The 13445-nt window shown below is 66.9% G+C and carries 12 protein-coding genes and 1 tRNA gene; 2 read left to right on the top strand and 11 right to left on the bottom strand.

Translation table 11 applies throughout. From position 1 onward, the window contains the following. Positions 1-45: 45 nt before the first annotated feature. The 5 genes from QQW98_RS01310 to infA all read right to left on the bottom strand — a co-directional run bounded on the left by QQW98_RS01310 (position 46) and on the right by infA (position 2289). Positions 46-121, bottom strand: a tRNA-Phe gene (locus QQW98_RS01310). A gap of 138 nt (positions 122-259) precedes the next feature. Beyond that, the gene (locus tag QQW98_RS01305; RefSeq protein WP_319023294.1) at positions 260-403 is read right to left on the bottom strand and encodes a DNA gyrase inhibitor YacG; all 144 of its coding nucleotides are present in this window, start codon (positions 401-403) and stop codon (positions 260-262) included. Between the two features lie 35 nt (positions 404-438). After that, positions 439-1428 (bottom strand): Rne/Rng family ribonuclease, encoded by a 990-nt coding sequence (locus QQW98_RS01300; RefSeq protein WP_290135769.1) that lies wholly within the window; start codon positions 1426-1428, stop codon positions 439-441. Next, on the bottom strand, positions 1421-1999 hold the full coding sequence (locus tag QQW98_RS01295; RefSeq protein ID WP_290135768.1) for a Maf family protein: 579 nt from the start codon (positions 1997-1999) through the stop codon (positions 1421-1423). The genes QQW98_RS01300 and QQW98_RS01295 overlap by 8 nt, the downstream gene beginning before the upstream one ends. A gap of 29 nt (positions 2000-2028) precedes the next feature. Then, complete coding sequence (infA, locus tag QQW98_RS01290) at positions 2029-2289, bottom strand: translation initiation factor IF-1 (RefSeq protein ID WP_290135767.1); 261 nt, start codon at positions 2287-2289, stop codon at positions 2029-2031. Positions 2290-2544: 255 nt separating this feature from the next. Between infA and QQW98_RS01285 the strand changes: the two genes are divergently transcribed. Then, positions 2545-5286 carry a TonB-dependent receptor plug domain-containing protein gene (locus QQW98_RS01285; RefSeq protein ID WP_290135766.1) on the top strand — a complete coding sequence of 914 codons (2742 nt, stop codon included), beginning with the start codon at positions 2545-2547 and terminating at the stop codon, positions 5284-5286. On the opposite strand, the gene QQW98_RS01280 is transcribed toward QQW98_RS01285, so the two are convergent. The 5 genes from QQW98_RS01280 to QQW98_RS01260 form a co-directional block, all read right to left on the bottom strand. Continuing rightward, positions 5287-6075, bottom strand: coding sequence for an esterase/lipase family protein (locus QQW98_RS01280; RefSeq protein WP_290135765.1), 789 nt, complete (start codon positions 6073-6075; stop codon positions 5287-5289). Further along, complete coding sequence (locus QQW98_RS01275) at positions 6072-7640, bottom strand: WS/DGAT/MGAT family O-acyltransferase (protein ID WP_290135764.1); 1569 nt, start codon at positions 7638-7640, stop codon at positions 6072-6074. Before QQW98_RS01275 ends, QQW98_RS01280 begins: the two co-directional genes overlap by 4 nt. 146 nt (positions 7641-7786) lie before the next feature. After that, positions 7787-8908: a BaiN/RdsA family NAD(P)/FAD-dependent oxidoreductase gene (locus tag QQW98_RS01270; protein ID WP_404800881.1), complete on the bottom strand. Its 1122-nt coding sequence runs from the start codon at positions 8906-8908 to the stop codon at positions 7787-7789. A 47-nt stretch (positions 8909-8955) separates the two neighbouring features. After that, positions 8956-9951 (bottom strand): LLM class flavin-dependent oxidoreductase, encoded by a 996-nt coding sequence (locus tag QQW98_RS01265; RefSeq protein WP_290135762.1) that lies wholly within the window; start codon positions 9949-9951, stop codon positions 8956-8958. Between the two features lie 58 nt (positions 9952-10009). Beyond that, positions 10010-10447, bottom strand: coding sequence for a hypothetical protein (locus QQW98_RS01260; protein WP_290135761.1), 438 nt, complete (start codon positions 10445-10447; stop codon positions 10010-10012). Between the two features lie 129 nt (positions 10448-10576). On the opposite strand from QQW98_RS01260, the gene uvrC reads away from it, so the two are divergent. Beyond that, positions 10577-12538, top strand: a complete 1962-nt coding sequence (uvrC, locus tag QQW98_RS01255; protein ID WP_290135760.1) for an excinuclease ABC subunit UvrC — start codon at positions 10577-10579, stop codon at positions 12536-12538. Positions 12539-12541: 3 nt separating this feature from the next. Here the strand turns inward: uvrC and QQW98_RS01250 are convergent, their stop codons facing one another. Then, on the bottom strand, positions 12542-13444 hold the full coding sequence (locus QQW98_RS01250; protein WP_290135759.1) for an acyl-CoA thioesterase: 903 nt from the start codon (positions 13442-13444) through the stop codon (positions 12542-12544). Between the last annotated feature and the right edge of the window lies 1 nt (position 13445).

Raw genomic sequence — 13445 nt, 5'->3', positions numbered from 1 at the left:
GGCCCTTTGCAAGGCATCAGGCAAGTTTATAAAAAGACAGGAAAATGGTGCCCAAGGGCGGGATCGAACCACCGACACTACGATTTTCAGTCGTATGCTCTACCAACTGAGCTACTTGGGCATATCGTCCGGCAGCGGCCCGGGTGGGCGGCTGGGCGAATGAGCGCCGCCTATGGCGAAGGCGCGGGGCGATGGCAAGGGCTATTTGGGGAGCAAGCGGGGTAAATCGCGCTGCGCCCCGATCGCGGCGCCGGGCGACCTAATCCTCGTGCGCCAGGTCGTCCGGATTGGCGGGTTCGCCGGGCATCGAATAGCCTTCGCCGAACCACTTGGCGAGGTCGAGGTCGCGGCAGCGCGCCGAGCAGAACGGGCTGAATTCCTCGCTGCGGGGCTTTTTGCACATCGGGCAGGGCTTGGGTCGTGGCGGAGCGGCCGGCGTCATGGCTGCACCGCCTGCGCGAATCCGGCTTCGAGCGCAAGGTCGCCGCGTGTCGCTATCCGCACCTTGCGTCCGCTGCGGCGGGCAAGTTCTTCCAGCCAATCGTCCCGCAGGGCCGCGCCGACGCCCGGATGGCAGGTCAGGAGCAATTCGCCCGGCTCCGCCACCGCCTCGCCATGGCGCAGCAGTGCGCGCGCAGCCGCGGCCGTGCGCCGGCCGGCGATGCGGTGGAGGAGGGAGGCGCGCTCGAGCCGGGCGACCAACTGGACGAAGCCAAAGCCGTTCATGGCGGTGCGTTCGTGCGACCAGCCATCGAGGGCGCTTTGCAACGCGTCATCCACGGCCTTGCGGTCGGCCTTGGCCTGAAGCGTGGGGAAGTCGATCCCGATGGAGCCGGCAAGGTCGAAGCGCGCAATGGCGCTGCCGAGCGCCTCTGCTGCCGCCAGCGCCAAATTGCGCGGGTCGGCCGTGCCGTCGACATCGACCAGCGTCATCGCGGGCGTTGGGAAAAAGGCGAGCTCGCCGCCCACAAACTCGGTCCGGCCGTGCCATGCGTCGAGCCACAGCGCATTCCACTCGCCTTCCGTGAAGCGATGCACGACGCGCACGGCATGGCCCCCGGCGCGCAGGGCTTCGGCCAGCGTCGGGGCAGGGCGGGGGTCGGCGGATGTCGGGCGGGCCTGCGCCATCTTGCTGCGGCCCTGCTCGCGCAGGGCGGGGCGATGGATTTCGAGCCGGACGGCGGCGCCTTCCCGCGCGTGCTTGGGCAGGCGGTCGACCAGCGCTTCCTCGCCGCTTGCAAAGCGGGCGGTGCCTCGGCTGCTGCCTTTTGCGCGCGAGACGAGGACCGCGTCCTCCACCTGGCCGGCGGCGAGTTTTCCCGGCCAGTCGATCCGCGCTGCCACGATTTCTCCGCCCCGGCACAGGATCGCGCGATGTTCGCCGATCCCTTCCTCCACCTGCCATTCGTTCCCGGGCCGGTCAGCCAAGCCGGTAGCCCGCGGCTTCGAGGAGGATGCGCGTTTCGTAAAGCGGCAAGCCGACCACGCCGGAATAGCTGCCCTGGATCCAGTCGATCAGCCCCGCCGCCCGGCCCTGGATGGCATAACCGCCCGCCTTGCCGCGCCATTCGCCGCTGGCGATGTAGCCATCGATTTCGGCATCGGACAGGCGCTTGAACCGCACCGCCGTTTCGCTGAGCTTGTGGCGCAAGGTGCCGTCTGGCGCTCGCAGGGCGATGGCGGACAGGACCCGGTGCCGGCGGCCCGACAGCAGCGCAAGGCAACGCTGCGCCTCGGCCTCGTCCTCTGTCTTGGGCAGGATGCGCCGTCCGGCCGCGACCACCGTGTCGCCCGCCAGCACCAGCGCGCCGTCATCTGCTGCCGCCTGCGCCTTTTCGCGCGCCATCCGCTGCGCATAGTCGCGCGGCAGTTCGGCATCCTGCGGGGTCTCGTCGATATCGGCGGGGCGCACGGCGTCGGGCATGACCCCGATCTGTGCGAGCAGGTCGAGCCGGCGCGGGCTGGCCGAAGCGAGGATCAGCTGCGGAGTATCGGCCACGGTGTTTCGGCAGTACCCGGGCCGGGTGGTCAGGCCGGCGGGGCCGACTGCGGGCCGGGGCCGCCGCGCCCGGGCATGAAGCGATAGGTGATGCGCCCCTTGGTCAGGTCGTAGGGCGTCAGTTCCACCAGCACATCGTCGCCCGTCAGCACGCGGATGCGGTTCTTGCGCATCTTGCCGGCGGTGTGGCCGATTATCATGTGGCCGTTTTCCAGCTCCACCCGAAACATGGCGTTGGGGAGAAGTTCGGTCACTTTCCCGCGCATTTCGAGGAGTTCTTCTTTGGCCATGATCCGGTTCGGTCGCTTTCTTCAGATTTCAATGCAGGTTGCGGGGAAATTCCCGCCGCGCGGGGGCCTTTAGCGGGCGCAGAGCAAAAAGGGAAGCGGCGAGGGGATCGGACCGTTCCAGAGCTCCGCCAAGCCACAGTTCATGCGGCGACAAGGCGGCCGCAGCCATGCAACCAAGTCGCTCGTCGAAGATTGGCAACGATTGATACACTTTGCGGCTTGTTTGCCGACCATGCCGGACCCACTAGCGCTGCCATGACATTCTGGACCCCCTCGCTCGGCGCGATCGCCGTTTCCCTGTTTGCCCTGCCCGCCGTCGCCGCTGCGCAGGATGCGCCGTCTCCTGTCGCCCAAGACGTCGATGCTCCCGATACGGAAGCGCCGGTGGAGGGCGACGAAATCCTCGTCATCGGGCGGTCGCTGCGCGGCCAGATCAACGCACCCGAAGCGCCGATCATCGAACTGGACGAGGCGGATATCGCTGCCTACGGCGCCAGCTCGATCGCCGATCTCGTCCAGCAACTGTCGCCGCAGACCAGCTCCGCCCGCGGGCGTGGCGGCGGGCAGCCGGTCTTCCTGGTCAACGGCCTGCGCGTATCGTCCTTCCGCGAATTCCGCAGCTATCCGCCAGAAGCGATCGAAAAGGTCGAGGTCCTTCCCGAAGAAGTGGCCCAGCGTTACGGCTTCCCGCCCGACCGGCGCGTGATCAACTTCATCATGAAGGAGAACTACTCCAGCCGCGAGATCGAGGTGGAGGTGGAAGGGCCGACCAGAGGCGGGTTCGCTGCAGGCGAGACCGAGCTGACCTATCTGAAGCTGGCCGACCAGTCGCGCCTCAATCTCAATGCTGAATATAACCAAAGTTCGCTCCTGACCGAAAGCGAACGCGGCATCGCGCAGGTCGAAGACCCGGCGCTGCCCGCCGGGGTGGATCAGGGCCTTTATCGTTCGTTGCGGGGTGAATCGCGCTCTCTCGAGCTGACCGGCAACCACACGACGCGATTGGGCGAGGGGATCACCACCCTCAGCAGCAACGCGACGTACGAACGCTCCGAATCGCGCAGCTTGTCGGGGGTCCGGCTGGTGGAGGCGGATGGCACCGTCGACCCGCTCGACCGCCGCACCCGCAGCGATACGCTGTCTTACGGCGGCGCGCTTAATACCCTGCTCGGCGACTGGGACACCGCTCTGACAATGGATATCAGCCGGGCGGAAAGCGAAAGCGATATCGACCTGCGCTTCGATGCCGACGAGCCGCTGGCGCCAGCCGTGGCGAACAGCCGGACGCAATCGACCGGGCTGGCCAGCAAGGCGACCTTCCGCGGCACGCCGCTGGTACTGCCGGCCGGCGAGGTTTCGACGACCTTCGACCTGGGCGGCGACTGGACCCGCGTCGAAAGCCAGGACAGCCGGACCGCGCGCGACACCGACCTGTCGCGCCGCAATCTCAACGCGGGCGTCAACGTGACCATCCCGATTGCGGAGCGCGATTATGCGTGGGGCGCACTGGGCGATCTGGCGCTCAACTTGTCCGCCGGGGTGGAGGATGTCTCCGACTTCGGCACGCTGGGCGATTACAACGCCGGCCTGACGTGGGGCATTTTCGAGAACCTGACGCTGGGCGCGAGCTACACCTATGCCGAGCAGGCCCCCGGCCTGACCCAGCTGGGCGCGGCGCAAGTCGATACGTTCAACGTGCCGGTCTATGATTTCGCGAACAACACGACCTCGCTCGTCACGGTGACCAGCGGCGGCAATCCCGACCTTCTGGCGGAGACCCAGCGCGACTGGAAATTCAGCGCCAACTGGCAGCCGTGGTTCTGGGACGATGCGCGCTTGAACGTCGAGTACTTCGACAATTCCTCGCGCAATGTCACCGCGTCCTTCCCCTTCCTGACGCCGGAGATCGAGGCGGCGTTTCCCGGCCGTGTCCAACGCAACGCATTCGGCGAGCTGGTGGCGCTCGACAGCCGTCCGGTCACCTATGCGCGGCAGGATGCGAGCCGGCTTGCCGTCGGTCTGACCGTGCGCGGCAGCTTCGGCGAAGCGCGGCCGCAGGGCGGCCAGCCCGAAGGCGCCGGCGGAAGGCCTGCCGCTGCGGGCGAGGGCTCCGACCGTCCCGAAGGCGCCCGGCCTGGTGGCGGGCCGGGCGGCGCTGGCGGGCCTCCCGGAATGAGCGAGGAACAGCGCGTCCGCTTCATGGAATTCCGCACGAAAGTTTGTGCCGAAGACGGAATGGATTTCATCCGCCGCGTCGTGGCCGCGGTGGACGGTGACGAGGCCGCGATCGCCGAGATGGGCGAAGGCTTCGACCCGCAGCAGGCGGCAGGCTTCCTCGCACGGTTCCGCAAGGACGACGGCACGGTCGATTTCGAACGCGTGGCGCAGTTCCGCACCATGATCTGCAGCCGCGAGACGGGCGGCGGGCAGCAGGCATCGGGCGCCGGACAAGGTGGCGGCCAGCGTGGCGGCGGCGGCGGCGGCCGACGCGGTGGCGGCATGTTCGGCGGCGGCGACGGGCGCGGGCGGTATTTCGTCAACCTCACCTACAATTACGAGCTGACGAACGAGATCCTGATTGCGGAAGGCGGCCCGCTGCTCGACCTGCTGGATGGCGATGCGGTCGACAGCAGCGGCAATCCGCGCGGGTCCGCCTCTTTGGAGGCAGGCGCGTTCCGCGATGGCCTCGGCTTGCGACTGTCGGGCCGCTATTCGGGTGCGAGCACCGTGCTCGGCACCGGCGCGCCGGGTTCGACCGACCTGTTCTTCGGCGATCTTGCCACTTTCGACGTACGGCTGTTCGCGGATCTCGGCGAAGTCATCGACAACGAAGGCATCTGGAAGGGCGCGCGGGTTTCCCTGCGGGCGGACAACATCTTCGACACGCGTCGCCGCGTCACGGATGGCAATGGCGATGTGCCCATCGCCTACCAGCCGTTCCTGGTCGATCCGGTCGGCAGCTATGTCGGAATCGAATTCCGCAAGCTGTTCTTCTGATCAGTTGATCGTTTTCGGGAAGAACATGGCCGGGATGCCTTCCGGCGCGAACGGCTTCCATTCGCCTTCGGGCTGGGCCAGCCGGTCGGCGATGGCATAGATCGCCGCCGGGTTGACGCCGAGGCCGATGTGGCTGGCAACGACCTCGATATTCTCGGTGTCCTTTTCCGGCTTCTGCACCGATCCGCGCCAGTGGACCACGCCGTCGCTCTTGGTCAGGATCGAGGTGGTCGGCACCGGCGGCGCCTTGTCCAGCCCGGTGAAGCGACCGTTGCGCAGCGGCTCCGGCTCCTTGCCGTTGAGCATCTCGAAAAGGCGCGCGGCGTTGGAATGACCGCGGTCGTCGCTGATCGGGCTGCCCATGCTGATGACGCTGCGGACCTTGTCCGGGTGCATCTTGGCCAGTTCGCGCGCGAATACGCCGCCCAGGCTCCAGCCGACGATCGAGACCTTGCGCCCTTCGTTGCGCCGGTAGAGCGCATCGAGGCAGCCGCTCATCGCCTCGACCCGCGCATTGTCCACGCGGACGTTGCGGCCGAGGTCCCAGCCGGCGGCGTCGTAGCCCAGGTCCACCAGCAGGCGGCGCAGCGGGGCGGTGGAAAAATCGCTCGCCATGAAGCCCGGCAGCACCAGCACCCCGTGCCCGTCGCCCGACGGAAGGGCGGAATAGAACGGGCGCATGGCGTAGAAACTGGCGACTTCGAACATCGCGCGGGCCGGTTCGGTCAGCGCGAACAGCGGGCTCGGCGGACGCGCGGAAATCTCTTCGGTCATCGTAGTGGCGGTCATGCGGTTTGCGTCCCTTTCTTCGCGCGCGGCTCTTTCGCCGGCGCCTTTTTCTTCGCTGCGGGCTTCTTCGCTGCCGCTTTCCTGGCGGCAGGCTTCTTCTTCGCCGGAGCCTTCCTTGCGGGCTTCCCATCTGCCTCTGCTTCACCGCTACTCGCGGCAAGGTCGCGCAGTTCCTCGAAACTCTCGCGGATGCAGCCGGCATAGAATTCGGGATCGGGTAGCAGGTCGCGGCAGGCGGTGAAGGCGATCGTCGCCTCGTCGACATAGGATTGGACCGTGTGGGCGAGGCCGAGCCCGTCGGCGAGGCAGATGAGGCCCATCTGGCTTTCGAGCTTCGCCCCGCTCGAATAGATCGGCACCGGCGGGCCCGGCACGTTCGTGACCACCGTATTGTACGGCATCTTCACCCGGTTTGCGAGGCCCAGCTGGGTGTAGAGCCGCGCGCCCAGCGCCATGAACAGGGCGGGGGACACCTTGCTGATCTCGGTCATGTTGCGCGCGCCCATCGCGTCGGTCATCGCCTTGGAATTGACCGTTTGCGCGTGGCAGTATTGCAGCCGCTCCACCGGGTCTTCGATATGCGTGCCGAGCGGTGCGATCATGGCGGCGACCTGGTTGCCCATGTCGCCTTTCTCGTCCTTCGCGCGGACGGAGATCGGCGCCATCGCCGTCATCGTCCGCTTGGGCAAATCGCCCTTTGCAAGCAAGTAACGGCGCAGGGCCCCGCCGACGATGGCGAGGAAGACGTCGTTGACCTTGCTCCCCGGCGCAAGCGCGCGGATCGCCTTGATGTCGGCCAGCGGCACGCTGATCCCCTCGACAACGCGGCTGGCGGAAATCTTGCGGTTGAAGCGGGTGCCGGGTGGGATCAGGTCGCGCTCCAGCTTGAAGTCCTTCTGCACCGCGCCTTTCAGCGCATTGGCCATGCCCGGCATTGCCTTTGCGGCGACTTCCAGCTGCTTCATCGGATTGGTGATCGCCCCGACATAGCTCTTGGCGAGCAATTCGGCGGGGCTGGGTATCTTTTCCGGTTTCCACGTGTCGGGCGTTTCCGGCGGCGGTGCGTCGGGAACCAGCGTGTGCATCGCTTCCAGCAGGTCGACGCCGCTCATCCCGTCGATAGCGGCGTGGTGGACCTTCGTCACCATCGCATAGCTGCCCTTGGGCACGCCTTCGACCCCGTCGAGCCCTTCCACCACCGTGAATTCCCACGGCGGGCGCGTCAGGTCGAGCTGGCGGGCGAAGATGCGTGCGGCCTGGATGCACAATTGCCGCCAGTCGCCCGGCTTGGGCAAGGCGATGTGGCGGACGTGGTATTCGAGGTCGAAATTCGGGTCCTCGATCCAGTACGGATAATCGAGGTCGAACGGCACGCGGACCATGCGCTGGCGGATCGTGCGCGACAGCTGCATCCGGCTTTCGAAAAAGGCGAGGATATCCTTGAAACGGACGAAGCCGCCGGGCGCGGTGGCAGGGTTGTAAATGAGGATGGAGCCGATGTGCATCGGCGATGTCGGCGTTTCCATCGCCACGAAACTGGCGTCCATGCCCTGCAATTGGCGCATGTGTGTCCTTTCGCGCTACCGCTTCGCTACTTGAGCGCGGGTAGCCTCTCCTGTGGTCGCCCGCTTTGCGCGGGTCATGGGAATGCTAGCAAAGGGAGGGTCGCGGTCAACTTGCCGCTCCCGTCAAAGGCGCGGGTATCCGTGTCTTACAGCGCCTCGCCCGCCGCGACACCGCTGGCCCACGCCCACTGGAAATTGTACCCGCCGAGCCAGCCGGTGACGTCTACCGCTTCGCCGATGGCGTACAGGCCGGGGAGCTTCTTCGCTTCCATCGTCTGCGAGGAGAGCTCGGCGGTGGAGATGCCCCCGGCGGTCACCTCCGCCTTCGCGAAGCCTTCGGTGCCGTTGGGGAGGAAGGTCCAGCGGCGCAGGCGGTCCTCTGCGGCGCGCAAGGCCTTGTCGCCGGTGTTGCCCAGATCGCCCTCGATCCCCAGCCGCTCCGCCAGAGTATCGGCCAGGCGCTGCGGCAGCGCGTCGCGCAGCAGGCTGCGCAGCGTCGCGCGGGGCTGGGCGCGTTTCGCTTTCAGCAGCCAACCCTCGGCATGGTCCGGCAGCAGGTTCACGGTCACCGGCTCGCCATGTTTCCAATAGCTGCTTGCCTGCAGGATCGCAGGGCCGCTGAGGCCACGGTGGGTGAACAGCGCCGCCTCGCGGAACGCGGCCTTGCCCGCGCGCGCTTCCACGTCGGCGGATACGCCGGAAAGGTCGCGGAACAAAACGTCTTCGCCCCCCAGCGTCAGCGGGACGAGGGCAGGGCGCGGCTCGACCACCTTGAGGCCGAACTGGCGCGCAAGGTCATAGGCGATGCCGGTCGCGCCCATTTTCGGGATGGACGGCCCGCCGGTGGCTATCACGAGCTTGTCCGCACGATAGCTCGCCGCCCCGGTGGTGACCGTGAAACCGTCCCCGTGGGCGACCCCGGACACTTCTTCGCCGCAGCTGATTTCGACTTCGCCCTTGGCGCATTCGGCCAGCAGCATGTCGACGATCGCCTGCGCGCGCCCGTCGCAGAACAACTGGCCGAGCGTCTTTTCGTGATAGGCGATGCCGTAGCTTTCGACGAGCTCGACGAAGTCTTGCGCAGTGTAACGGGCGAGTGCCGACTTCGCGAAATGCGGATTGGCGGAAAGATAGTTCGCCGGTCCCGCGCCCCAATTTGTGAAATTGCACCGCCCGCCGCCGGAAATCAGGATTTTCTTTCCCGGCCGGTCGGATTTCTCGAGCACCAGCACGCGCTTGCCCCGCTGGCCGGCGCGTGCGGCGCACATCAGCCCGGCCGCGCCCGCGCCAAGCACGATCGCGTCGTAGCGGGCGCTCACGCCGGTTCGAAAGCGCCCAGTGCTTCGGCCGTCAGCCTGAGCGATACTTCGCGTGCTTCAGGATCGTAGGTCGCGCCGGCGACGATAATCTCGTCCGCCTGCGTGCGCCGGGCGAAAGTCTCGACCTGTTCACGCACCGTGGCGGGGCTGCCGACGGCGCTCGCCTGGCTCACATGGTCGAGCATCCGCCGCGCCATGGGATCGAGCGTGTCGCGATAATTCGCAATCGGCGGTGCCAGCTTGCCCGGTGTGCCGGTGCGCAGGCGGACGAAGGACTGCAGCTGGCTGGTCGAGAGCGTCTGCGCGGCCTCGTCGGTTTCGGCCGCGAATACATTCATCGCCACCATCACGTGCGGCCTGTCCAGCGTCTCGGACGGCTGGAAATTGCGGCGATAGACCGCCAGCGCCTCGTCCAGGTGGTCGGGCGCGAAGTGGGCGGCGAAGGCATAGGGCAAGCCGAGCGCCGCGGCGAGCTGCGCGCCGAACAGGCTGCTGCCCAGCATCCACATCTCGATATCGGCACCGAAACCCGGCGTCGGGCGCAGGCCGATGTCGGGATGGCCGGCGAAATAGGCGCGCAATTCCTGCACGTCCTGCGGGAAATCCTGTGCCGCCTGGCCCAGGTTCTTGCGAAAGGCATGCTGGATCCGCCCGTCCGCGCCCGGCGCCCGGCCCAGGCCCAGGTCGATCCGGCCCGGGAACAGCGCGTCCAGCGTGCCGAACTGCTCCGCTATAACGAAGGGGTTGTGGTTGGGCAGCATGATCCCGCCCGAACCGATACGGATGGTGCGGGTGGCGTGGCCGACATGCGCCAGCACGACGCTGGCCGCGCCGCCCGCGATACCTTCCATCGCATGGTGTTCCGCTACCCAGAACCGCTTGTACCCCGCATCCTCCGCCACCTGTGCGAGCGAAGCGGCAGCGGCGTAGGCTTGTGGCAAGGTGCCGCCTTCGCGGATGGGGACGAGGTCGAGGACGGAAAGCTGTGTCATTCGCCCTAGATGGGAAGCGCAGGCCGGTTTGTCGACCTCCGCGACGCCTGGGCGGCGATCAGCCCATCAGTTCGGCGGATTTCGCATAGGGATCGCCAATGTCGGCCATGCCGGACTTGTCGCCATCGCACATGTAGGCTTCGTAGTCGGCGCCGGGAGATCCATCGCGAATGGGCTCGGGCGGCAGGTCGAGCACTTCGGATGCAACCACGCTGCCGTATCCGTCGATCACGGTCATCGAATACAGCTTCCATTCGCGCGTGTCGCAATGGAGGATGATCTCCGCTTCCATGAATTCCAGACCGGATCCCTTGTCCTGGGCGATCAGGATCAGCGCGGCGCGGTTGGCCTGCGATCCGGAAACGCTGTCGACATCGATATAGCCGATCGTCGACCCGTCGTCGGTGACGTACCACCAGTTTTCCGCCATCGCGGCGGCCGGGGTGGCGAGCGCCGCGGCGGCGCAGGCGGCGGCCGCAAGGCGAGATGCGGGCATGGAAAACTCCCATCCGGCGGCGAAACTGCCGCTGCGCTTCCACGCTGCTACGGCTGCGTAAATTGTCGATTAAGGCAAGGAAATTGCGCGCGGTGGTGACGGGGCGGCGACACCGCCTATATAGGCGCGATGGCGCGCACCCCGGCAGGCTCTCCCCACGATCCGCGTGGCAAGGAACGGTTCAACGAGGAACGCGCGACCTACACCGTCGCGGGCGCGAAGCCCGACCTGGAAACCGGGGTCAAGGCGATCCGCGAGGTGGTGAAGACGCTGAAACCGAAGCCCGGCGTCTACCGCATGCTCGATGCGCGGGGCGACGTCCTCTATGTCGGCAAGGCGCGCAGCCTGAAGGCGCGGGTGGCGAACTACACCCAGCCCAAGGGGCTATCCAACCGCCTCGTCCGCATGATCGGCCAGACGCGGGCGATGGAAATCGTCACCACCAATTCCGAAGCGGAGGCGCTGTTACTGGAGGCGCAGTTCATCAAGCGCTTCCGCCCGCCGTTCAACGTGCTGCTGCGCGACGACAAGAGCTTCCCTTTCATCCTGCTGCGCGCCGACCACGATTTCCCGCGCATCATGAAGCATCGCGGCGCGCGCCGGGCGAAGGGCAATTACTACGGCCCCTTCGCAAGCGCAGGCTCGGTCAACAAGACGCTGAATGCACTGCAAAAACTGTTCCTGCTGCGCAGCTGCACCGACAGCTTCTTCAATAACCGCGACCGGCCGTGCCTGCTTTACCAGATCAAGCGCTGCAGCGCGCCCTGCGTCGGCCGGATCGACGAGGCGGGCTATGCCGAGCTGGTGGGCGAGGCGAAAGACTTCCTCGCCGGCAAGTCGGGCAAGGTGCAGGCCAAGATCGAAACGCAGATGGCGAAGGCGGCGCAGGACCTGGACTTCGAAACCGCCGCCCTGCTGCGCGACCGGCTGCGCGCGGCGACCTTCATCCAGGGGTCGCAGGCGGTGAATGCGGCGGGCGTGGGCGATGCCGACGTCTTCGCGCTGGCGGAGAAGGGCGGCAGCATCGCGGTGCAGGCCTTCTTCATTCGCGGCGGGCAGAACTGGGGACACCGGGCCTTCTTCCCCCGCAACACCGGCGACATAGACCTTGCCGAAGTACTGGCCGACGTGCTGACCCAGTTCTACGAAGAGGTGCCCCCGCCGCGCACCATTCTCGTCGACCGGGCACTGGAAGAAAGCGAGCTTCTGGCCGAGGCATTCTGCGCCAGTGCCGGACACAAGGTGGACATCAGCGTGCCCCAGCGCGGCGACCGGCGGCGGCTGATGGAACAGGCGCAGCGCAACGCGGTGGAAGCGCTCGACCGGCGGCTGGCGGAAAGCGGCACGCGGGCGAAGACCTGGCGCGAAATGGCCGAATTCCTCGAACTGGAAGAGGCCCCCCAGCGCGTCGAAATCTATGACAACAGCCATATCCAGGGCGACAAGGCGCTGGGCGCGATGGTCGTCGCTTCGCCGGAAGGGCTGGAGAAAAGACAGTACCGCAAGTTCAACATCAAGACCGCGCAAACGAACGACGATTTCGGCATGATGCGCGAGGTGATGCGGAGACGCTTCCGCAACCTTGCGGAGAACCCGGACGGCGAGGAAGGCAAGGCGAACAGCCACGAGACGATCTGGCCCGACTTGCTGCTGATCGACGGCGGCAAGGGGCAGGTCTCGAGCGTAATGGCCGTGCTGGAGGAGCTGGGCATCGCCGACCGTGTGGCAGTTGTAGGTATTGCCAAGGGCCCGCACCACGGGCGCGAGGGGCGCGAGGTCTTCCATTTCCCCGACGGGCGGGAAAAGACGCTGCCGACGAATTCGCCGGTGCTGTTCTTCCTGCAGACCCTGCGCGACGAGGTCCACCGCTTCGCCATCGGCGCCCACCGCGCCAAACGCAGCCGCGCGATCAGCGCATCGCCGCTCGACGAAATCCCCGGCATCGGCCCGTCACGAAAGCGTGCCCTGCTGCTGAATTTCGGCACCGCCGGAAAAGTCCGCGCCGCCAGCCTCGAAGACCTGATGCGCACCCCCGGCATCAGCGAAGGCGTGGCGCGGAAGGTTTACGATTTCTACCACGCTGGAGGGTGAGGATTATCCCCGCGCATCCCGGATCATGCCCTCTTGCGCGACGCTGGCGACCAGTCTTCCGTCGGCGGCGAAGATGCTACCGCGGTTGAAGCCGCGCGACCCGCCGGTCCAGGGGCTGTCGGTCGAATAGAGCAGCCATTCGTCGGCGCGGAAGGGTTCGTGGAACCAGATCGCGTGGTCGAGGCTGGCGCTTTTCAGCTCGCCGCGTGCCCAGCTTAGGCCGTGGGGCAGGGCGCTGGTGCCGAGCAGCTGCATGTCCGAGAGCCAGGCGAGCGCGGCGCGGTGGAGGCGCGGATCGTCGGGTAGCGAGGCCTTCACGCGGAACCACGCATGCTGGACCGGCTCGGCGGGGCCGGTGCGCTCCCAGTGCCGTTCGCCGACCGGACGGATCTCGATCGGGCGTTCCTGCAACAGGATCCGCTTGAACGGGCCGTCGACCTTTTCCGCGATCGCGCGGCGCGCGGCGTCTTCGCTTTCCAGCCCGTCCGGCCCCGGCACGTCCGGCATCTGCGGCAACTGGTGGTGAAGACCGGTCTGCTGTTTCTGGAAACTCGCCGCCAGGTTCAGGATCGGGCGCAATTCGCCGTTCTCGCCGCCCGGTTGCAGGGCGACGACGCGGCGGTTGGAGAAGCTGCCGCCGTCGAACTGGCGGTCGACCTTCAGCGTGATGTCGTGCTCTTCGCTGCCGCCGCGCAGGAAATATGCGTGGAGCGAGTGGGCGTGGCGATCTTCCGCCACGGTGCTTTCCGCTGCGGCGAGCGCCTGCGCGATCACCTGCCCGCCGAAGACGCGGCCGATGCCGTCGCCCTTTCGCGGTGCGGTGAAAACGTCGTCGCCTTCGTCGGTCAGCGTGAATAGGCGCATCAGCCGCGCCACGAGCTCTTGGGGAGGAGTACTGTCCGTCATC

This window comes from Alteriqipengyuania flavescens (assembly GCF_030406725.1).
GTDB classification, from domain to species: domain Bacteria; phylum Pseudomonadota; class Alphaproteobacteria; order Sphingomonadales; family Sphingomonadaceae; genus Alteriqipengyuania_B; species Alteriqipengyuania_B flavescens.
This window is presented reverse-complemented; position numbering and strand designations above follow the sequence as displayed.

Bases quoted from the DNA above. Each gene is read 5' to 3' on its own strand.
- QQW98_RS01305 (WP_319023294.1), bottom strand. From the start codon at position 403: ATGTGCAAAAAGCCCCGCAGCGAGGAATTCAGCCCGTTCTGCTCGGCG.
- QQW98_RS01280 (WP_290135765.1), bottom strand. From the start codon at position 6,075: ATGACCGCCACTACGATGACCGAAGAGATTTCCGCGCGTCCGCCGAGC.
- uvrC (WP_290135760.1), top strand. From the start codon at position 10,577: ATGGCGCGCACCCCGGCAGGCTCTCCCCACGATCCGCGTGGCAAGGAA.
- QQW98_RS01250 (WP_290135759.1), bottom strand. From the start codon at position 13,444: ATGACGGACAGTACTCCTCCCCAAGAGCTCGTGGCGCGGCTGATGCGC.
- QQW98_RS01285 (WP_290135766.1), top strand. From the start codon at position 2,545: ATGACATTCTGGACCCCCTCGCTCGGCGCGATCGCCGTTTCCCTGTTT.
- QQW98_RS01275 (WP_290135764.1), bottom strand. From the start codon at position 7,640: ATGCGCCAATTGCAGGGCATGGACGCCAGTTTCGTGGCGATGGAAACG.
- QQW98_RS01270 (WP_404800881.1), bottom strand. From the start codon at position 8,908: ATGTGCGCCGCACGCGCCGGCCAGCGGGGCAAGCGCGTGCTGGTGCTC.
- infA (WP_290135767.1), bottom strand. From the start codon at position 2,289: ATGGCCAAAGAAGAACTCCTCGAAATGCGCGGGAAAGTGACCGAACTT.
- QQW98_RS01265 (WP_290135762.1), bottom strand. From the start codon at position 9,951: ATGACACAGCTTTCCGTCCTCGACCTCGTCCCCATCCGCGAAGGCGGC.
- QQW98_RS01260 (WP_290135761.1), bottom strand. From the start codon at position 10,447: ATGCCCGCATCTCGCCTTGCGGCCGCCGCCTGCGCCGCCGCGGCGCTC.